The 18897-nt window shown below is 37.5% G+C and carries 19 protein-coding genes; 6 read left to right on the top strand and 13 right to left on the bottom strand.

Annotation, left to right across the window (positions count from 1 at the left end; all coding sequences use genetic code 11):
• Positions 1-3: 3 nt before the first annotated feature.
• The 4 genes from ACRD7B_RS05570 to ACRD7B_RS05555 form a co-directional block, all read right to left on the bottom strand.
• Positions 4-714, bottom strand: a complete 711-nt coding sequence (locus tag ACRD7B_RS05570) for a hypothetical protein (protein WP_430823489.1) — start codon at positions 712-714, stop codon at positions 4-6.
• Positions 715-911: 197 nt separating this feature from the next.
• Positions 912-1667, bottom strand: coding sequence for a succinate dehydrogenase/fumarate reductase iron-sulfur subunit (locus tag ACRD7B_RS05565; RefSeq protein WP_430823488.1), 756 nt, complete (start codon positions 1665-1667; stop codon positions 912-914).
• A 45-nt stretch (positions 1668-1712) separates the two neighbouring features.
• Positions 1713-3650: a fumarate reductase/succinate dehydrogenase flavoprotein subunit gene (locus ACRD7B_RS05560; protein ID WP_430823487.1), complete on the bottom strand. Its 1938-nt coding sequence runs from the start codon at positions 3648-3650 to the stop codon at positions 1713-1715.
• 30 nt (positions 3651-3680) lie between these two features.
• Positions 3681-4367 (bottom strand): succinate dehydrogenase cytochrome b subunit, encoded by a 687-nt coding sequence (locus tag ACRD7B_RS05555; RefSeq protein ID WP_430823486.1) that lies wholly within the window; start codon positions 4365-4367, stop codon positions 3681-3683.
• A 516-nt stretch (positions 4368-4883) separates the two neighbouring features.
• Between ACRD7B_RS05555 and ACRD7B_RS05550 the strand changes: the two genes are divergently transcribed.
• Both ACRD7B_RS05550 and frr read left to right on the top strand, forming a co-directional pair.
• Positions 4884-6440: a PAS domain-containing sensor histidine kinase gene (locus ACRD7B_RS05550; RefSeq protein WP_430823485.1), complete on the top strand. Its 1557-nt coding sequence runs from the start codon at positions 4884-4886 to the stop codon at positions 6438-6440.
• Between the two features lie 82 nt (positions 6441-6522).
• Positions 6523-7086 carry a ribosome recycling factor gene (gene frr, locus ACRD7B_RS05545; protein ID WP_430823484.1) on the top strand — a complete coding sequence of 188 codons (564 nt, stop codon included), beginning with the start codon at positions 6523-6525 and terminating at the stop codon, positions 7084-7086.
• Positions 7087-7162: 76 nt separating this feature from the next.
• On the opposite strand, the gene ruvC is transcribed toward frr, so the two are convergent.
• From ruvC to rplU, 5 genes are all read right to left on the bottom strand, one after another.
• The gene (gene ruvC / locus ACRD7B_RS05540; RefSeq protein WP_430823483.1) at positions 7163-7717 is read right to left on the bottom strand and encodes a crossover junction endodeoxyribonuclease RuvC; all 555 of its coding nucleotides are present in this window, start codon (positions 7715-7717) and stop codon (positions 7163-7165) included.
• 1 nt (position 7718) lies between these two features.
• Positions 7719-8021, bottom strand: a complete 303-nt coding sequence (locus ACRD7B_RS05535) for a DUF4286 family protein (RefSeq protein WP_430823482.1) — start codon at positions 8019-8021, stop codon at positions 7719-7721.
• An 87-nt stretch (positions 8022-8108) separates the two neighbouring features.
• A complete protein-coding gene (gene serS / locus ACRD7B_RS05530) occupies positions 8109-9380 on the bottom strand; it encodes a serine--tRNA ligase (RefSeq protein WP_430823481.1) in 1272 nt (423 codons plus the stop codon).
• Positions 9381-9471: 91 nt separating this feature from the next.
• Complete coding sequence (gene rpmA, locus ACRD7B_RS05525) at positions 9472-9732, bottom strand: 50S ribosomal protein L27 (protein WP_430823480.1); 261 nt, start codon at positions 9730-9732, stop codon at positions 9472-9474.
• 23 nt (positions 9733-9755) lie between these two features.
• Positions 9756-10067, bottom strand: coding sequence for a 50S ribosomal protein L21 (gene rplU, locus ACRD7B_RS05520; RefSeq protein WP_430823479.1), 312 nt, complete (start codon positions 10065-10067; stop codon positions 9756-9758).
• A gap of 295 nt (positions 10068-10362) precedes the next feature.
• Here rplU and ACRD7B_RS05515 point away from each other — a divergent pair, with 295 nt between their 5' ends.
• The 3 genes from ACRD7B_RS05515 to ACRD7B_RS05505 all read left to right on the top strand — a co-directional run bounded on the left by ACRD7B_RS05515 (position 10363) and on the right by ACRD7B_RS05505 (position 13537).
• Positions 10363-10953 (top strand): bifunctional nuclease family protein, encoded by a 591-nt coding sequence (locus ACRD7B_RS05515; RefSeq protein ID WP_430823478.1) that lies wholly within the window; start codon positions 10363-10365, stop codon positions 10951-10953.
• A 150-nt stretch (positions 10954-11103) separates the two neighbouring features.
• On the top strand, positions 11104-12360 hold the full coding sequence (locus ACRD7B_RS05510; protein ID WP_430823477.1) for a nucleoside permease: 1257 nt from the start codon (positions 11104-11106) through the stop codon (positions 12358-12360).
• 232 nt (positions 12361-12592) lie between these two features.
• Positions 12593-13537, top strand: coding sequence for a hypothetical protein (locus ACRD7B_RS05505; protein WP_430823476.1), 945 nt, complete (start codon positions 12593-12595; stop codon positions 13535-13537).
• A gap of 217 nt (positions 13538-13754) precedes the next feature.
• On the opposite strand, the gene ACRD7B_RS05500 is transcribed toward ACRD7B_RS05505, so the two are convergent.
• The 3 genes from ACRD7B_RS05500 to sppA form a co-directional block, all read right to left on the bottom strand.
• On the bottom strand, positions 13755-14567 hold the full coding sequence (locus ACRD7B_RS05500; protein WP_430823475.1) for a purine-nucleoside phosphorylase: 813 nt from the start codon (positions 14565-14567) through the stop codon (positions 13755-13757).
• Complete coding sequence (gene lpxK, locus ACRD7B_RS05495) at positions 14539-15579, bottom strand: tetraacyldisaccharide 4'-kinase (protein ID WP_430823474.1); 1041 nt, start codon at positions 15577-15579, stop codon at positions 14539-14541. Before lpxK ends, ACRD7B_RS05500 begins: the two co-directional genes overlap by 29 nt.
• Before the next feature lie 68 nt (positions 15580-15647).
• Positions 15648-17411, bottom strand: coding sequence for a signal peptide peptidase SppA (gene sppA / locus ACRD7B_RS05490; RefSeq protein ID WP_430823473.1), 1764 nt, complete (start codon positions 17409-17411; stop codon positions 15648-15650).
• A 161-nt stretch (positions 17412-17572) separates the two neighbouring features.
• On the opposite strand from sppA, the gene folK reads away from it, so the two are divergent.
• Positions 17573-18058 (top strand): 2-amino-4-hydroxy-6-hydroxymethyldihydropteridine diphosphokinase, encoded by a 486-nt coding sequence (folK, locus tag ACRD7B_RS05485; RefSeq protein ID WP_430823472.1) that lies wholly within the window; start codon positions 17573-17575, stop codon positions 18056-18058.
• Here the strand turns inward: folK and upp are convergent.
• Positions 18055-18708: a uracil phosphoribosyltransferase gene (gene upp, locus ACRD7B_RS05480; RefSeq protein ID WP_430823471.1), complete on the bottom strand. Its 654-nt coding sequence runs from the start codon at positions 18706-18708 to the stop codon at positions 18055-18057. The genes folK and upp overlap by 4 nt on opposite strands.
• Between the last annotated feature and the right edge of the window lie 189 nt (positions 18709-18897).

Below are 18897 nucleotides of genomic sequence, written 5' to 3'. Positions count from 1 at the left end.
ACGCTACTTCGTACCCTTAACTTGCTCCTTTTCGTGCTTGCGAAGGAAATAAACGATCCCATAATCCGACGCTTTCTGTCGTTTTTCATCTCCCGGTAAATTCTCAAACTTAGCCTCAACTTCGTTCCAAATATTCACGATTAAGCGATCAGCCATAGCACGCAAGTCAACCACCTTATCGTGCATTTTTTGAGTAGTTACCAATAAATTTTTATGGTTGTTAAAATACTCTATAAACTTTTCATACTTCACCTTCACCATAGCAATGGAAGGGTTATATATTCGTCCTCCCCCATGAAGCATTCTGGTTTCCTCGCCTTCAATAAGTTGCTTACTAACTTGAATGAGTTGCTGCTCAGTTCCTAATTCAGGTACAGTTTTATCATTCTCCGACATACCATATGTCGTACGGGCATCAGGCTTTAACTCTCCTCTTATAATACAAAAATTCAGTACTTGAATGTAATGCGACACATATAAGCGCGTGATTTTAAACTGATCAGCTAACAATTTACCATACTTAGCTTGCCGTTCTTTACTGAAATTATATTGTGATATTGCCTGTTCGTATTGTGGTAAATAGGATTGAAGTTCTAAAAACAGCTTCTGCGAAAATGCCAAATCAAAAGGACTCACTTGCATACCTTTTTGCAGAGTAGATTTAAGGGCTCGTAATCGTGCCTGATCAGTGTTGGGAAGCCGGCGATATGGCATACTGAAAACTTTAAAATTAGACCTATTCGCACCGAATGTAAAAAAAATAATAGTTATTAACAAACTTATCGTTAAGGAAATAGCTTTCTTGCGCTAAGCTTCAGCCCAAACCGAAGTATGAGAAGCGTTTTTTTAACCAGAAAAGCCATCTTTTGTTATAAAAGATGGCTTTCTATATTTCAATCAACTTAATCAAACTAGTCCTTAAACTTCGCAGATAAAAACTCACGATTTAAGCGAGCGATATTAGAGATTGATACTCCCTTAGGACATTCTACTTCACAAGCTCCAGTATTGGTACAGTTACCAAATCCAAGCTCATCCATTTTAGCTACCATGTTTTTAGCACGACGAGCAGCTTCAACTTTACCTTGTGGTAATAAGGCTAAGTGACTTACTTTTGCCGAAACGAATAACATTGCTGATCCGTTTTTACAAGTAGCCACACAAGCTCCACAACCAATACAAGATGCAGCGTCCATTGCTTCATCCGCGTCAATCTTTGAAATAGGCAAAGCATTAGCATCAGGCACACCACCTGTACTTACCGATGTATACCCACCAGCAGCAATGATTGTATCAAATGCATTACGGTTAACAATCAAATCTTTGATGACCGGAAATCCTGCCGAACGCCAAGGCTCAATAGTGATTGTTTCACCATCTTTGAATTTACGCATGTGCAATTGACAAGTAGTCACATCATCATCTGGTCCGTGAGGACGTCCGTTGATGTACAATGAACACATTCCGCAAATACCTTCGCGACAATCGTGATCAAATGCAACCGGCTCTTTTCCCTCGTTTACCAATTGCTCATTTAATATATCCATCATCTCAAGGAATGAGCTGTCGACAGATACTGCCTCTAATTTATATGATTCGTAACGACCCTTATCCTGAGCGTCGTTCTGACGCCAAACTTTTAGAGTCAAACTTATATTATTTCCCATTTTTCTCTATTTAACTATTGAAAATTAAATTAACCTACGAGATGATTATTTATAGTTACGTTGTGCAACTTTAACCACTTCGAATGTAAGGTCTTCTTTATGCATTACTGGTGCTTTATCTTCTCCTTGGTACTCCCAACAAGCAGCATAAGCAAATTTGTCATCCTGACGAAGTGCTTCACCCTCTTCTGTTTGAAATTCTTCACGGAAGTGACCTCCACAAGATTCTTCACGATTCAATGCATCACGTGCCATTAAATCTCCAGTTGTAATAAAGTCAGCTAAACGAGATGCTTTCTCAAGCTCTACGTTCATTCCCTTATCCGATCCAGGAATCTTAACATTAGACCAGAACTCTTTTTTGATAGCAGCAATTTTTTCGATGGCTTCTTCAAGACCCTTTTTGTTACGAGCCATACCTACGAAATCCCACATTACCAAACCAAGCTCTTTATGTAAGCTATCAACAGAACGCTCACCTTTAATCGCCAATAGTTTTTCGAATTTAGCCTTAGCTTCTTTCTCAGCTTCAACAAATTCTTTTTCTTCTCCAGTCATACGTGGCGTACCTATATCATCAGCCAAGTAATTTTGAATTGTATAAGGAAGTACGAAATAACCATCTGCTAATCCTTGCATCAAAGCAGAAGCTCCAAGACGGTTAGCGCCGTGATCAGAGAAGTTAGCTTCTCCGGCAGCGAATAAACCAGGAACAGTTGTTTGTAATTCGTAATCTACCCAGATACCACCCATTGTATAGTGAATAGCCGGATAAATCATCATTGGTTCTTTATATGGATTGTCATCAACAATCTTTTCGTACATCTGGAATAGGTTTCCATAACGCTCGCGAATTGCATCTTCACCTAATCGCTCAATTGAACTTTTAAAGTCAAGATAAACGGCTAAGCCAGTTGTACCAACACCAAAACCTGCATCACATCTTTCCTTAGCAGCACGCGAAGCAACATCGCGAGGCACCAAGTTACCGAAAGCAGGATATCTACGCTCTAAGTAGTAATCGCGTTCGTCTTCCGAAAGATCTGTAGCCTTTTTCTTTCCAGCACGGATAGCTTCTGCATCTTCTTTCTTTTTCGGAACCCAGATACGTCCATCGTTACGTAACGATTCTGACATCAATGTTAACTTTGACTGGAACTCACCGTGAACCGGAATACAAGTAGGGTGAATCTGAGCATAACAAGGATTTGCAAAAGCAGCTCCTTTTTCGTAGGCTTTAATTGCAGCTGAACCATTTGATCCCATTGCATTGGTCGAAAGGAAAAAAGTATTTCCGTATCCACCTGTAGCCATAACAACTGCATGCCCAAAATGACGAGAGAACTCACCTGTAACCAAATCGCGAGCAATAACACCACGTGCTTTACCATCAACAATTACATAGTCAACAATCTCGGTACGTGTATGCATTTCAACTGTACCTGCATTTACCTGACGCATTAGCGACTGGTAGGCACCAATCAATAATTGCTGTCCTGTTTGTCCTTTTGCATAAAAAGTACGGCTAACCTGAGCTCCACCGAATGAACGGTTATCAAGCAATCCGCCATACTCACGTGCAAATGGTACACCCTGAGCAACACACTGGTCGATAATATCGTTACTTACTGAAGCCAAACGATAAACATTAGCTTCGCGAGCACGGTAATCACCACCTTTTACTGTATCGTAAAATAAACGGTGAACTGAATCACCATCATTCGGATAGTTTTTAGCAGCATTAATTCCTCCCTGTGCAGCAATCGAGTGTGCACGACGTGGAGAATCCTGAATGGTAAAGTTTTTTACCTTGAAACCCATCTCGCCAAAAGAAGCAGCAGCAGAAGCTCCAGCTAATCCAGTACCGATTACAATAATATCCAGGTTTCTTTTATTAGCAGGGTTAACCAATTTTTGGTTAGCCTTATAATTGTCCCATTTTTGAGCCAATGGCCCTTGTGGTATCTTTGAATCTAAATTCATTACTAGTAAATTTTTAAGTTACTACCTTAATTAATTACAACCTCCACAGCTGCCAATAAAATACATGGCAATAGCGATAGCACTAAAGGCAAGTCCAACAACCCAAGCGAAAACAGTTCCTATAACCGTCCATCTTTTACGCCAAATGTTATTACTTGCTCCAACTGTTTGAAAAGCCGACCAAAAACCATGCGTTAAATGTAGCGCTAGACCAAGTGACCCGATTACGTAAAACACAACTGTTGGAATACACGTTAAGGCATTTGCAACTAAAGTATAAGTATCATGCCCACCACTCGCCAGCTCAGGAGCTGAGTGAGTTATTTGCAGAGGAACAAAAAACTGGTAAATGTGTACTGCTAAAAAAGCAAATACTGTAGCACCCAAAACAAACATGTTTTTTGAAGCCCACATCACATCCTTAGTTTTGTTACCTGATGCATACTTGGCTGATCCACGTGCTTTATTATTCTGCAGTGTAATAATAGCCGCATAAATAATATGCACAATAAAACCTAAAGCCAATACAGGCTGCAACCCAAATTTTATAGCCGGCAAAGCCATAAAGTTAGCTGCTGCGTTAAATGTTTCACCACCGTCAGGAACGAGTAGTAAAAGGTTAATTGCGAGGTGAACAATAAGAAACACCACTAAAAAAAGTCCGGATATACTCATCACAAACTTTTTCCCAATTGAGGAACCAAAAAAAGTACCCATAAGAATCCTTTTAAATTTATTGATTTGTTTAAATAGTTATTTTTTATTCAAGGCTGCAAATGTAAAGTCGAAAGCTTGTACTGACAAGGAATATTAAAGAATTAATTCTCTATTTATATCAGTTCTAATTAACTCCACAGGATTAGCTTATTGTTTACTCAATTTTTAACAATTATTATTACAATTTATAACAATAAAAGCTTAACCATTTGTCATTTTTTATTATAACAAATAGCCACTCATTCTATCTGGTGGGTTAATTTTAGAGCCACTAAAGTTAATGTAATTTTTAGTACTAATTCAATACTATTTCATTTCAGATTAAAAAGAATTTGGAAATAATTTAGGTCACATTCATACCTAAATCATACTTGCAATAATTGACCTTAAATCTTGTAACGATATCATTTATACATTGGGGGTAGCTTTTATACATGATCAAAATCATCATTTAAGCAGATTACACCTAATATATTTTCTTTAAATTTACGCTGTACCCAGTTCTAAGCTATACCTATGAAAATCCTACAACCTCTGCGTCAACTGCTAGTTAACCAGAAAAAAGAAAGTGAGGCGGTTTCCAAAAAGCCAATGACCAAACACGACACCACACTTTTTTCTCATGCTATTCTTAATAAAGAAGGAATAATTATTGAAGCAAGCGATAATTTTTTAAACCTAACAGGTCATTCCTTACGCAATTTAAAAGGACATAGCATCAAGAAAGTAAGTAGCGATGGTTCTTTCCACAATCTATTATTAACACTTAAACTGCTATCGGAGCAACATCCCTTTGAAACAAATGAACTAGTTGTAGTAAAGCAAAATGGTGAAAGTATATTGTTAGAAGCGACATTTACTTACTTTTCGGAAGGCGAAAGAAACTTGATTTATACCGTATTCAAAGATATTGACGAAGATAAAAAGAAGATACTCAAATTGTATTCGCAGAAGGAACAGTTCAAGCATTTGGCTATCAACACATCTTTCGTACAGATCCTACTCGACAAAAACTTCAAATGCCTTTTTATTAGTCCTTCAGCTGTTGAATTATCCGGATACACTCTCGAAAACCTATTAGAAGAAAACCTTTACAAGCTTGTTCACCCAGATGACCTAAGCATCGTTTGGGAAACCTTAAACGATAAAAATATAGCCCGGCAACAAACACTGCATTTCCGTTTCAAACACAGTTCGGGCACAAACATACCAATTGAATGCGACTTAAGAACTGTTAATGATGAATTTGGAATGGTCAAAAGCTTCGTTCTTAATATTCAAGACATTACCCAACAAAAGCAAAACGAACAAGACCTGATAAACTCAAGAAAGGCAGCAGAGGCATCGAACCTCGTGAAAAATAACTTTCTAACTTTAGTAACACATGAACTTCGAACGCCTCTTAATGCGATTATTGGTTTTTCCAGAATATTGGAGAAGCAGGTTGAATGTAATGAATACAACAACTACATTAAATCAATTGAAGAGAATGGACAGCAATTACTTGGTTTGATTGATAACATAGTTGACTTTGCTCAACTCGATGTTTCACAATATAAGATTGTTGCCAAAAAAATTAACCTTGATGCTTTTTTTAGACAAATTGCTTCAAACATTAAAAGAGACCAAAAACTCCTTCATAAAGATAATTTAGAAATCATCGCTTCCTGGGAGTTGGATGATGTTCATAATTATCTGATCAGTGATCAACTTTTACTTCTTAAAATATTTAAGAATTTACTTGACAACGCGATTAAATTTACGAAAGAAGGTTTCGTAAAATATGGTTGCAAACCATACGGCATTAGAGCATATTTATTTTTTGTAGAAGACAGTGGCATAGGTATACCCGACAAAGAGCAGGATATTATTTTTGAAAAGTTCCATCAGAAAGATCAAACCAATAGCCGGCAATATGGAGGCATGGGCATTGGATTAACTGTATGCAAGCAAATGGTTGAACAATTAGGTGGCGAAATATGGTTAAAATCGGAAGATGGCAAGGGCTCATCCTTTTACTTTACCCTGCCTATCATTCCCAAAGACACTATTATTCAATCAACTACAAACTAAAAAGCTTGGCCTTTTAATTTAAAACAAAGTTTTATATTTTTGTTTTACCATTTAGGTATAACACTATCATACATTTGTGACCATGCAAGAAGAAATAGAATTAATACTTGACGATGCCAAAGAAAGAATGGCTAAAGCTATTGAACACCTTGATAACGAATTAGGTAAAATCAGAGCCGGAAAGGCTAACACTAAGATGCTAGAAGGTATTTTAGTTGATTATTACGGGAGCATGAGCCCTCTATCGCAAGTTGCAAACATTAGTACACCTGATGCACGTACTATTGCCATTCAGCCATGGGAAAAAAGCTTAATTACCAGTATCGAAAAAGCAATAATGGCAGCCAACCTGGGTTTAAATCCTGATAACAATGGCGAAATGATACGTATTAATATTCCACCATTAACCGAAGAAAGGCGTCACGACTTGGTTAAGCAAGTAAAAAAAGAATGCGAAGATGCTAAGGTAAGCTCACGAAACACTCGTCGTGATTGTAATGAAGAGCTTAAGCGTCTAAAGAAAGAGGGACTTTCTGAAGATCTTGAAAAAGATGCGGAAGCCGAAGTTCAGAAAATTACCGATAGCTTCATAGCAAAGATCGATGATATGTATACTGTCAAAGAAAAAGACATCTTAACAGTTTAAGCACATATTTCAACCTTATATATCACAAACCTCGCCCACTAGCGAGGTTTTTTTTTGGCTACCTGCAGGGTGGCCTTTATTTTTTTACACGCCCGGGGTTTTTATTAATAAACTCTTTCCAACTTTTTGCTCCGGAGCCAACTTGTATTCGTTGATTTTGAATGAAGTGACAATAAGCTGCTGCCAAACCATCGGTTGCATCCAAATACTTGGGCATTTCAGTAAGTTTAAGCATTTGCTTTAGCATCATGGCCACTTGCTCCTTTGATGCACGGCCATTGCCTGTAACGGCCATTTTAATTTTTAAAGGTGCATATTCAAAAATAGGTACTGATCGCGATAAAGCAGCAGCCATAGCAACGCCTTGAGCTCGGCCAAGCTTCAGCATAGATTGTACGTTTTTCCCAAAGAAGGGAGCCTCAATAGCCAATTCATCAGGATGATAAGCATCAACCAAGCGCACAACACATTCAAATATTTTTTTCAGTTTCAGATAATGATCATCATACTTCTGCAACTCCAGAACGCCATATGTAATCATCTCTGCTTTTTTACCACAGGTTTTGATTAATCCATATCCCATTATTGTAGTTCCTGGATCAATGCCTAGTATGATACGTTCGTCAACCAAATTAAATCACTTCTTTCAGGATGGAACTAAAATGTAAACTTTTATCACCCAACTGCCCTTTCAAATTGTCCATCAAAATAGAATTATACTTATTAATGGTATCTAAAGATTCGGGCGACTCGCACCGTAACTGACATGAGAAATTGGTCATTGATTCGTCAACAACCGTCATAACTTCATACAATTCAACGCGTAAATCTTTAACCATATCTTTCATGGTTGGCAAATAATTTCGATTCATCCACTCTTTCCAGAGTTCAATCGAATTGTTTTCTACTGAAAAAGTAGTATTAAAAATAAACATAAATATAGCTTACTAGTTAATTAGTCAGAAGTCAGTAACAAAACTGTCTTGTAACTGACTTCTGACTAATCTCGATAACTTTCGGAACTAATTAATAATATCAAAACCAGTGTAAGGCACCAATACTTTAGGGATACGAATGCCTTCAGCGCATTGGTTGTTCTCAAGTATAGCTGCCATAATACGTGGCAATGCTAAAGCGCTACCATTTAATGTATGTGCTAATTGAGCCTTCTTCTCTCCCTCTTCTTTAAAGCGCAGTTTCAAACGATTAGCTTGATAGTTTTCGAAGTTAGACACGGAGCTCACTTCCAACCAACGCTCTTGAGCCGCCGAATAGACTTCATAATCGTAGGTTAATGCAGAAGTAAAGCTAATATCGCCACCACATAAGCGTAATAAACGCCACGGTAGTTCAAGCTTCTCAACTATAGTTTGAACATGTGCCACCATCGCATCTAAAATCTCATACGATTTTGTAGGATGGGCCACCTGTACAATTTCAACTTTATCGAATTGATGTAAACGATTTAATCCACGCACGTGCGCACCCCACGAACCAGCTTCACGTCGGAAACAGGCAGAATAAGCACAGTTTCTTATTGGTAATTCCGATCCTTTTAGAATAACATCGCGATACAAGTTTGTTACTGGTACCTCAGCTGTTGGAATCAAGTATAAATTATCAGCCGTTGCATGATACATCTGCCCTTCCTTATCTGGTAATTGACCAGTTCCGAAACCAGAATCTTCATTGACCAATAATGGGGGCAAAACTTCTTCATATCCGGCCTTATCAGCTTCGTCTAAAAAGAAATTAATTAATGCGCGCTGCAAACGAGCCCCTTTACCTTTATAAACTGGAAAACCAGCTCCAGTAATCTTGGTACCTAATTCAAAGTCGATGATATCGTACTTCTTAATTAAATCCCAATGTGGCACAGCATTGTTTAGCACCGGCATCTCTCCACCGCTTTTTACAACCACATTATCATCCTCACCTTTTCCTGGCGGAACAATTTCGTTAGGTAAATTTGGTAATTGCACCAATTGCTCATCTAATTGCGAAGTTATCTCGCTCAACTTAGCATCCAGCCCTTTTATATTTTCTTTTAGCTCACCCGTACGAGCTTTCGCCTCATTTGCTTCAGCAGCTTTACCACTTTTAAATAATTCACCAATTTTTTTTGACAAACCATTCATTTCAGCTTGAAAAGTTTCAACCTCAACCTGGGTTGCTTTGCGCTGATTATCTAAGTTGATAATTTCGTCAACGATGCCTGCTGCATCAAAGTTCTTTATTTTAAGTCGTTGGATGACTTCATCCTTATTTTCTTGAATGAATTTTAGCGTCAACATGCTTGCTCTTGTTTGATGGATAAAAAAAATCTCCTGAATTCATTACGAAAGTAATAAAATCAGGAGATTTAATAATGCTTTGCAACGATCTTTATTCAGCGAAAGGTACTACTGAAACGTAAGATCTATTGTTTCTTCTCTTACGAAACTCAACTTGACCAGGTATCAATGCGAAAAGAGTATGATCTTTACCCATACCTACATTCTCACCCGGATGGTGCTGTGTTCCTCTTTGTCTAACAAGGATATTCCCTGCCTTGGCAGCTTGACCGCCATAAATTTTTACGCCAAGTCGTTTACTTTCCGACTCTCTACCGTTCTTCGAACTACCGACGCCTTTCTTATGTGCCATCTTATTCTAGTTTTTTTGAGTTACTAACCTACGATTTCTTCAATTTGAATTTGTGTGAAGCACTGACGGTGTCCGTTCTTCTTTTTGTAACCTTTTCTTCTTTTCTTCTTGAAAACGATTACTTTCTCACCCTTAAGGTGTGATAAAACTTTTGCCGTTACTTTAGCACCTTCAACTACAGGAGCGCCAATTTTAACGTCTCCATCGTTGTCTAGTAAAAGTACTTTATCAAACTCAACTGTAGCACCTTCTTCAGCGCTCAATCGATGTACAAAGACTTTTCTCTCTTTTTCAACTTTGAATTGCTGTCCAGCAATATCAACAACTGCGTACATGTCACCAATTTTTATGGTTCGATCCAGGAGGTGGGTTAGTATTTGTAACCACTTTTTCTACCCCTCAGGATTCAATGGAGTGCAAAAGTAGATAAAAATAATAACTAAGCCAAACAAATACGCTACTGCATAGCTGTAAATTAGCTTTTTACCAAGGAATAATTAGGTGAATACCATATAAATTAACCTCTACAAAGCTAATGTTAAAAAGTAATTACTATATTTGTTTGAGTACATTTTTCAAGAAAATAGTTGCTAAAATTGCGTCTATTTCGAGTATTGCAATTGTAAATTTATGGGTAATAAAAAAATCAAGCTAAATATTCTGGGTTTATCATATAGCCAAACACAATCGGGTGCTTACGCTCTGGTTTTGGCCGAAGAAGAAGGAGAACGACGCATTCCTATTATTATTGGTGGCGTTGAAGCTCAGTCCATTGCCATTAAACTTGAAGGTTTGGAACCACCTCGTCCACTTACCCACGATTTATTTCTCAATTTTTCCAAATCGTTTGAAATCGAATTATTAGAAGTAATCATTTACAAACTGGAAGAAGGCATTTTTTATTCTGAACTGATATGCAAGCGCGAAGATGAAATGTTACACATTGATTCTCGCACGTCGGACGCAGTAGCATTAGCCCTGCGCTTCGAATGCCCGATATACACTTACGAAGACATTATTTCAAAGGCAGGCATTGTACTTGATTTTGACAAAAAAGAAGAAGGGCAATCTCTAATTCCTTCTGCGCCAAAACCAACTACTGACAAGTACAAGTCAAAAAGCGTTGAGGAATTAAACAATCTCCTCATGGAAGCCATCGAAGACGAAGATTACGAGCGAGCTTCGGAAATAAGAGATGAAATTAATTCGAGAGAAAAATAGCCTCTATAGCTCCTTTCAATTCTAATTGTATCAGGCTTTATGACTCATGAAAATCACACCAAAACTTTCTACCATTATATATTGGTATGTTTTGTCAGCTTTTCGAGTTTTCAAAACAATGTTTATTAACCTATTCAAAATAGTTAGATAATGGGATTAAAATTAAGATTAATAATAATGAACTTCTTCCAGTTCTATGTTTGGGGTTCATGGCTAATTACATTAGGAAATTATTGGTTTGGCACCAAAGGATGGGACAGTACTGAATTCGGCTTGGTTTTTCTTACACTAGGAATTGCTTCGATGTTTATGCCAACCATAACCGGAATAATAGCTGACAAATGGATGAATGCAGAAAAGCTTTACGGCATTTTGCATATTGGAGGTGGAGTTACTGTAGCTTGCTTTCCATTTATAGAAACCCCTATGGGCTTTTTCTGGGCAATGTTGATAGCAATGATTTTCTATATGCCAACCATAGCACTAACTAATACAATAGGCTATAACGCACTTAAAAAAGCAGGACTTGATGTCATAAAAGATTTCCCCCCCATTAGAGTTTGGGGAACCGTCGGCTTTATTGCTGCCATGTGGGTTACTAACCTAACGGGCAACAAGGCGTCAGATATGATGTTTTATTTCTCCTCAATCGCAGCGATTATTTTAGGTATCTATTCTTTCACTTTACCTAAATGTCCTCCAGAAGATACTGACAATGACAATAAATCACTCGCTCAACGCTTGGGAATAGATGCTTTTAAGCTGTTTGCCAATTACAAAATGGCACTATTCTTTATCTTCTCCATGTTCCTGGGAGCATCGCTACAATTAACCAACATGTATGGCGATGTATTTTTAGATGAGTTTAAGCACATGTCAGAATATGCGGATTCGTTTGTTGTAAAATATTCAACAATAATAATGTCGATTTCTCAAATCTCTGAAACCTTATTTATACTAACCATTCCATTTTTCCTAAAACGCTTTGGTATTAAAAATGTAATGTTGATGAGCATGTTTGCCTGGGTATTGCGATTTGCCTTATTTGGCTATGGCGATCCTATTGGTGGTCTATGGATGATTATTCTGTCAATGATTATTTACGGAATGGCCTTTGATTTCTTTAATATTTCCGGTTCAATTTTCGTTGAAACCCAGGTTGAGCCATCTATGCGGGCCAGTGGACAAGGGTTATTTATGATGATGACCAATGGATTCGGAACAATCATTGGGGCACTTGGAAGTGGAATAATAATTGATAAATACTTCTTGTTTGAAGATGGAAGCCGAAACTGGCCAGATATCTGGATCGCATTTGCCGGCTATTCATTAGTCATTGCAATTCTTTTCGCGATTTTATTTAAGCACAAACACGATCCGAAAGAAGTGCAGAATGTGAGTCATTAAGAAATCCAATTTAAACTCATAAAATAATAAAGGCGCCAATGGCGCCTTTATTATTATTTCAAATACAATTCCATATTTATACATTAAACACACCAATAAAACAGCATTAATCCATAGAAGTTATTCATTCGTCATAAATATAAAACTTTCCGCCATTCAATACTTGACATTCTTTTCAGAAACCATCAAATTGGCCTTTCATTTATATGGGTAAACAAAAAACAATCTGATTATGAAAGCAATTAAATTTATAGTAATAGGCATAATTACAGCCTTAATGATGTCTTGCGGCGAAACTGCTAAAGACGAACAAAAAGAAGCTGAAGAAAGTGTAGCTGCCCTAAAGGGTAAAAAAGAAGTTATTACTGAAAAGATGGAAAGCACTCCGATCAGTACAATGGAAGTTACGCCGTATTTAATTCCTGGAAAAAACAACGGTGGCAACAGAACTTGTGAGGAAGTTGGCATGGCATTTATGGGAGACGCTACCTATTTTGCCCATTGTGGTGAAAAAGTAGACTATGATGATGGTAGGTTTATTGGTGGTTTCCCAGATGGACTGTCTGTAAGCGTTGAAGGTAACTTCATCTCATTCAATACTGATGGCTGTATTGAAATGAATGGTAAAAGCTACAAAGTAGGAGCTGTAATAGTTAAAGGATCAAACAATGCTAACGTATACTTCTATGAGGATGGCGCTTATCACGATAGTGGTTTAGCAGCTCCCGGAGGAAAAAATATGGTAAGTAATTTAACTTTCTGCTTTATTGAATGTGAAACTGAAGAATTAATAATTGCTGTTAAATCATATTACTATAACGAAAATAACAACCTCACATGGTGTGCAAGTATTGGTCAATATGAGTTTGATACACCACAAGGCTACTGGTGTAACTTTACTGGCTACAACTACTATCCAACAATTACCTCATTTGACATGCATAAAGATTATAGCCTGAGCACAATAATTGGCAGCGCATCTGTTACTGAAGGTGATAATTCTTTGATCATAACTATTAATCTGGACGAAGGCCTAACTATAGAAAGAAGTTGGGTATTTATCGGAACCGTAGAAGAATACAAAAGCAATTTGACTAGCGACGGGTGTCCAGACTATGACTTATGGACATTGAATTACGACATGGGTAATCCTGTATCAATAGAAATACCACTATAAGCTAATTGCATCAAATTAATTATTTTACTGAAAATAGAACTCTTTTCATTTCATGTACAATTTGCTCTAAAGTAATATTAATAAAAACACACGCTTTCATTAAGAGTTTAAATTCATTGGTTTTTACAAATTGAGTACTATTATTCTTAAAGGCACCTAATAAGAAAAGGGTATTTTTCTAGTTGAAAAGTACCCTTTTGTTTCTATAGCGAGCTTATTAAATCGACGAAATCAGTTCTTTAATTACTTTTGTCATCTGTGGTTCAGCTGCTGCAGCTACCTGCTGTACTTCTTCGTGCGAAACCTCTACGATCTGTCCTGGAACACCAGAATCGGTAATGATAGAAATACCAAAGGTAGTCATATCCATGTGGCGTGCTACAATAATCTCCGGTACGGTTGACATACCTACTGCATCACCACCCAATATGCGGAACATCATGTATTCGGCAGGTGTTTCAAAAGTAGGCCCTGTGGTTCCGGCATACACACCTTGCTTTAGGTCAATGTTGTTTGAAGCACCAATTTCAAGGGCTTTAGCAATCAGCTTTTTGCTGTATGGTTCACTCATGTCAGGAAAACGAGGTCCCAATTCCTTTTGGTTTTTCCCAATAAGAGGATTGGTTCCAAACATATTAATCTGATCGGTAATGACCATGATATCGCCAACTTTAAAGTCAGGATTTAACCCACCACTGGCATTTGAAACCACCAATGTTTCAATACCCATAGCCTTCATAACTCTTACCGGAAAGGTTACTTCTTCCATCGAATACCCTTCGTAATAATGGAAGCGACCTTGCATGGCTAATACTGGCACATTATTGATAGTTCCAAATATTAAGCGTCCGCTATGTCCTTCAACGGTTGAAACCGGGAAGTTTGGTATTTCCTCGTAGGTAATGGATTTTTCAATTTCAATTTCCTCCACTAGTCCACCAAGTCCAGTACCTAAAATAATGCCAATTGCAGGCTTTAGCCCGCTTTGCCCTGACAGAAAATCAGCTGTCTTTCTGATTGTTTCTAACATAGTTGCGTATTAAATTTTCAAGTGTTTTTTCTTCTTCAAATAAGATGCTTAATTCAATAGGAACATAAGCGATGTGTCGATAAAACTCAAGTGTCTTATCGAGTCTTGTGGTATCTTTCTCCGTGGTAATTAACATGGTATTTGCACCATGTTTACTAAGTTCAAGATGTATGTTACTTAAATCATGTTCAGTGAAATTATGATGATCACCAAAAGCCAAAGTTTGCTTTAACGAGAATTTTTCGTCTAGATGGGAAAAGAATGCATCTGGTTGTGCAATGCCAGCTAAGCCAACTATCGAAGTTTCTTTGTTAAATGATACGTTTTCATTATTCCAAAGCATTTTTGCTTCGCCATACTTTATACACGAAAAGAAAACGTTTTGCTCAGATTTTAGCTTTAGACGCTTAACCCAATTTTGTTTCTCTTCATTGCTTATGTTTTCAGGGCATTTATTCACCAAAATGATGTTTGCTCGTTTCTGCCCAGCCCGCGTTTCTCTCATATCTCCTGCCGGAAAGGGCAGGTCGCTCCATAGAGGACGATTGTAATCGATAACAAGAATTGAAAAGCCCGGTTTAACGTATCTGTGTTGGTAAGCATCGTCCATCAATACCACATCGGTATTGGTGTTATTATTGATAAGGGACATGCCTTCCACGCGCTTTTCGGCAACAACCACGTTTATCATTGGATTTTTCTTACCTACCTGAAAGGGTTCATCACCAATGTCAGAGGCTGTACTTTGCTCATTTGCCAATAAGGCACCTTTGGTCTTTCGCTTATAACCACGACTGAGTAAGCTTACTTTGTAATCGTGCTTTAATAGGCGAATAAGATACTCGGTCAACGGGGTTTTGCCTGTTCCTCCAACCGTAATATTACCCACTGAAATAACAGGAAAGTCATATTGCTTCGATTCCAGTACTTGCCAATCGAATAATTTATTTCGAAGGCTAGTAACTAGTCCGTAGAGCAAACTAAAAGGATATAGAGCTTTTCTGATTTTCATTGTGGAATAAAAAAATAAAACAGGCTAGTATCATAGTTAGCCTGTTTTATTCCAGATCTTATTTAGTGTTATCTTATTTCAAGGTTATAAGGCATGCGTGCCTGAATCTGGTGACCATTCTTGAGCTCTTCAATGGCTTTAAGGTATTTGTATTCCTCACCCATAACCGATTTACCAATGAACATTCTTGCTTCACCACTTAATTCTTTAATGAACTGCTCCATTGGATCCGGAATTTTAGGTAATTCCACAATTCTGTATTTTTCAAGTTCAGCAGCTTCTTTGGCTAACTCAATGGCTCTGTTCAAGCCGCCAATCTCATCAACCAAATTAATATCGATGGCATTGCTACCACTCCAAACACGACCTTGACCAATTTCATCAATAGCCTCTTTGCTAACATCGCGACCATCGGCACAGCGACCAATGAATACATCGTAGCCATGTTCAATATAAGCTTGCATAATATCTCGTTCTTCTTTTCTGAAAGGACGTGTAACGCTTGGCATATCAGCATATTCGTTGGTTTTCACACCATCAAAGCTTAAGCCAGCCCACTTTGTTAAACCTTCCGCATTTGGTATCATTCCAAAAATACCAATGGATCCGGTTAGGGTTGTTGGATTAGCTACAATTTTATCGGCAGGACATGCAATGTAATAACCACCTGAAGCAGCATAATCACCCATCGAAACAATTACTGGTTTTGTTTCTTTAGCCAATTGCACCTCTCTCCAAATAATTTCAGAACCAAGTGCAGAACCACCTGGAGAATTCACACGAAATACGATGGCTTTAATAGAGCTGTCGCGACGGGCTTTACGAATGGCTTTTGATAAATCTTTTGACTGAATACCATCCTGTGTGCCACCATCAATGGCGCCTTGTGCATAGATGACAGCAATTTTGTCCTTGGCAAAACCTTTGGTTTCTTTTGGTACATATACTTTGGCGTACTTGCTGCTTTTAACTGCGCTTAAGTCATCACTTTGGTCAGTGTCGGTGGCTTCCTTTAGCTCAGTAAGTAATTCGTCTTTGTATTTTAAGCCGTCAATTAAACCATTGTCAACAAGCATTTGAGCATCTCGGAACATTGGCATTTGATCAGCAACATTTGATAAGGTTTGTACATCAACTCCTCGAGCTTCTGCAATTTTACCTTTCAGATGTTCCCACATTGAATTCAGGTAAACTTCAGTCTGTAATTTGGCTGGTTTACTCATTTTATCCAATAAGTAAGGTTCAACGGCAGACTTGAATTTACCATGCTTAATAACCTGCATTTCAACGCCAATCTTTTTTAAGGTTCCCTTATAGAAGGTGCGCTCGGCAAATAATCCTTTAAACTCAACCATTCCAGATGGGTTTAAATATAATTTGTCCGAAACCGAAGATAAGTAATAGCCTTTCTGAGTATAAATAGAGGCAAAGCTATAAACGAATTTGCCACTTGTTTTAAAGTCGATTAGGGCATTTCTAATTTCCTCTATCGTAGCATAACCAGCAGAAACGAGGCCGGATTCAAGCATGATCCCAGAAATATTCTCATCACGTTTGGCCTTTTCTATGTTCTTTAACAAGCGATTTAATCCTTCAGGAGAAGGCTGACCTGTAAGGCTTGACATTGCTTCTTGAAACGGATCTTCCGTTACACGATCAATAATTGGTCCTTCAAGATTTAATACAAGAATGGTATTTTCTTCTATTTTTGTTTCTTTATCGCCCGAAGCAGCAATGGCTGAAAACATGCCGATAAGAATAATTAAAAGGGCAAAGGCAGCAACGATACCACCAGCAAAAGTGGCTAATAAGTATTTGAAAAATTTTACCATGATAAAAGATTTGTGTTAACAAGGTTTGTTAATAATTGGCATTGCAAGCAAAAGTATGAAAAATAAACTTTCAATGCATCTTTTATTCTATCTATTTTTATTGAACCAATTGGTCGGTTTTGTTTTGTGTTTGGGTTGTGATACAGTTAAATGTGTATGTTATGAGATTGATATTACTGTTAGGTGGAAATCAAAATGATGTTAGAGCAAAACTTAAGTTAGCTATTGAGAAGCTTGGCCTTGAATTTGGCGACTTAATTTATTGTTCATCCTATTATGAGAGTGAACCATGGGGTTTTGAGGCTTCACAGCGATTTATTAATCAGGTGGTAGAATTTTATACATTGGTTCCTGTTAATGAATTATTGGCGATAACACAGCGAATTGAGAAGGAGCTGGGAAGAAAAGAAAAGGTCGGAACTGTTTATGAGTCCCGACCAATTGATATTGATATACTATTTGTAGACGATGTAATTATGGAAGCTAGAGATTTAACTATTCCACATCGTTTATTACATGAGCGCCGCTTTACCTTATTGCCATTGACAGAGCATTGGTCAGAGTTAATTCATCCGAAATTACAGAAAACAATTTCTGAATTGCTTGACGAATGCAAAGATGAGGGGCAAGTGGTTAAGGTAAATTAAATTTTACTACCGTATGCTAAATCACCAGCATCGCCAATGCCTGGTATTATATATGATTTTGAATTCAATTCGGCATCAACCGCACCTAGCCATAAAGTGACAGGTTCATCTTTAAAAATATCCTGAACATATTTTACACCGGCTTCGCTCGCAATTAGTGATACAATGTGTACATGTTTTGGTTTGCCTCTATGTAAAAGTGCTTTGTAGGCAAGTTCAATGGATGTTCCCGTCGCTAACATTGGATCACTTAATAAAACGATTTTATCATCCAAGGATGGAGATGAGATGTATTCGATGTGAATATCAAAATCACCTTTTTCGTTGTATTTGCGATAGGCCGACACAAAGGCATTTTCAGCTCTGTCGAAGTAATTTAAGATTCCTTGATGTAAGGGAAGACCAGCTCTTAATATGGAGGCAATAACCACTTCTTCAGAAGGCACTTTTTCTGGTGCAACACCTAGTGGTGTTGTAATTTGTTTCTCTTCGTAAGGCAAAGTTTTACTTACTTCATAAGCCAATATCTCACCCATTCGTTCAATGTTACGACGAAAACGCATTGGATCAGTTTGTATTGAAGTATCGCGGATTTCAGCAATAAAGCGGTTGAAGATGCTTTGTTCTTGATTGAATATCGTTGTTTGCATGCGGTTTTATTTACAAAGAAAAGAAAAAATGTTCATTTAAATGAATTAAGTTTTTATACAATTGGTTCATTAATGAAGGTGAAAATAATTAAGATGGAATACAATATTTGATAAGATGTTGTGTTTGGTCAATTGCATCTCTTTTTGTGAATTGAGGTGATTTTATTAATCTTTGTCTTTACTAATATC

The sequence above is a fragment of the Carboxylicivirga fragile genome (assembly GCF_050589805.1).
Lineage (GTDB): Bacteria > Bacteroidota > Bacteroidia > Bacteroidales > Marinilabiliaceae > Carboxylicivirga > Carboxylicivirga fragile.
Note: the sequence above shows the minus strand (reverse complement) of the source record. Positions and strands in the feature narration are given on the sequence as shown.

Coding starts and splice junctions, on each gene's coding strand:
- ACRD7B_RS05570 (WP_430823489.1), bottom strand. CDS start 714: ATGCCATATCGCCGGCTTCCCAACACTGATCAGGCACGATTACGAGCC.
- ACRD7B_RS05565 (WP_430823488.1), bottom strand. CDS start 1,667: ATGGGAAATAATATAAGTTTGACTCTAAAAGTTTGGCGTCAGAACGAC.
- ACRD7B_RS05560 (WP_430823487.1), bottom strand. CDS start 3,650: ATGAATTTAGATTCAAAGATACCACAAGGGCCATTGGCTCAAAAATGG.
- ACRD7B_RS05555 (WP_430823486.1), bottom strand. CDS start 4,367: ATGGGTACTTTTTTTGGTTCCTCAATTGGGAAAAAGTTTGTGATGAGT.
- ACRD7B_RS05550 (WP_430823485.1), top strand. CDS start 4,884: ATGAAAATCCTACAACCTCTGCGTCAACTGCTAGTTAACCAGAAAAAA.
- frr (WP_430823484.1), top strand. CDS start 6,523: ATGCAAGAAGAAATAGAATTAATACTTGACGATGCCAAAGAAAGAATG.
- ACRD7B_RS05535 (WP_430823482.1), bottom strand. CDS start 8,021: ATGTTTATTTTTAATACTACTTTTTCAGTAGAAAACAATTCGATTGAA.
- serS (WP_430823481.1), bottom strand. CDS start 9,380: ATGTTGACGCTAAAATTCATTCAAGAAAATAAGGATGAAGTCATCCAA.
- rpmA (WP_430823480.1), bottom strand. CDS start 9,732: ATGGCACATAAGAAAGGCGTCGGTAGTTCGAAGAACGGTAGAGAGTCG.
- rplU (WP_430823479.1), bottom strand. CDS start 10,067: ATGTACGCAGTTGTTGATATTGCTGGACAGCAATTCAAAGTTGAAAAA.
- ACRD7B_RS05515 (WP_430823478.1), top strand. CDS start 10,363: ATGGGTAATAAAAAAATCAAGCTAAATATTCTGGGTTTATCATATAGC.
- ACRD7B_RS05510 (WP_430823477.1), top strand. CDS start 11,104: ATGGGATTAAAATTAAGATTAATAATAATGAACTTCTTCCAGTTCTAT.
- ACRD7B_RS05505 (WP_430823476.1), top strand. CDS start 12,593: ATGAAAGCAATTAAATTTATAGTAATAGGCATAATTACAGCCTTAATG.
- ACRD7B_RS05500 (WP_430823475.1), bottom strand. CDS start 14,567: ATGTTAGAAACAATCAGAAAGACAGCTGATTTTCTGTCAGGGCAAAGC.
- lpxK (WP_430823474.1), bottom strand. CDS start 15,579: ATGAAAATCAGAAAAGCTCTATATCCTTTTAGTTTGCTCTACGGACTA.
- sppA (WP_430823473.1), bottom strand. CDS start 17,411: ATGGTAAAATTTTTCAAATACTTATTAGCCACTTTTGCTGGTGGTATC.
- folK (WP_430823472.1), top strand. CDS start 17,573: ATGAGATTGATATTACTGTTAGGTGGAAATCAAAATGATGTTAGAGCA.
- upp (WP_430823471.1), bottom strand. CDS start 18,708: ATGCAAACAACGATATTCAATCAAGAACAAAGCATCTTCAACCGCTTT.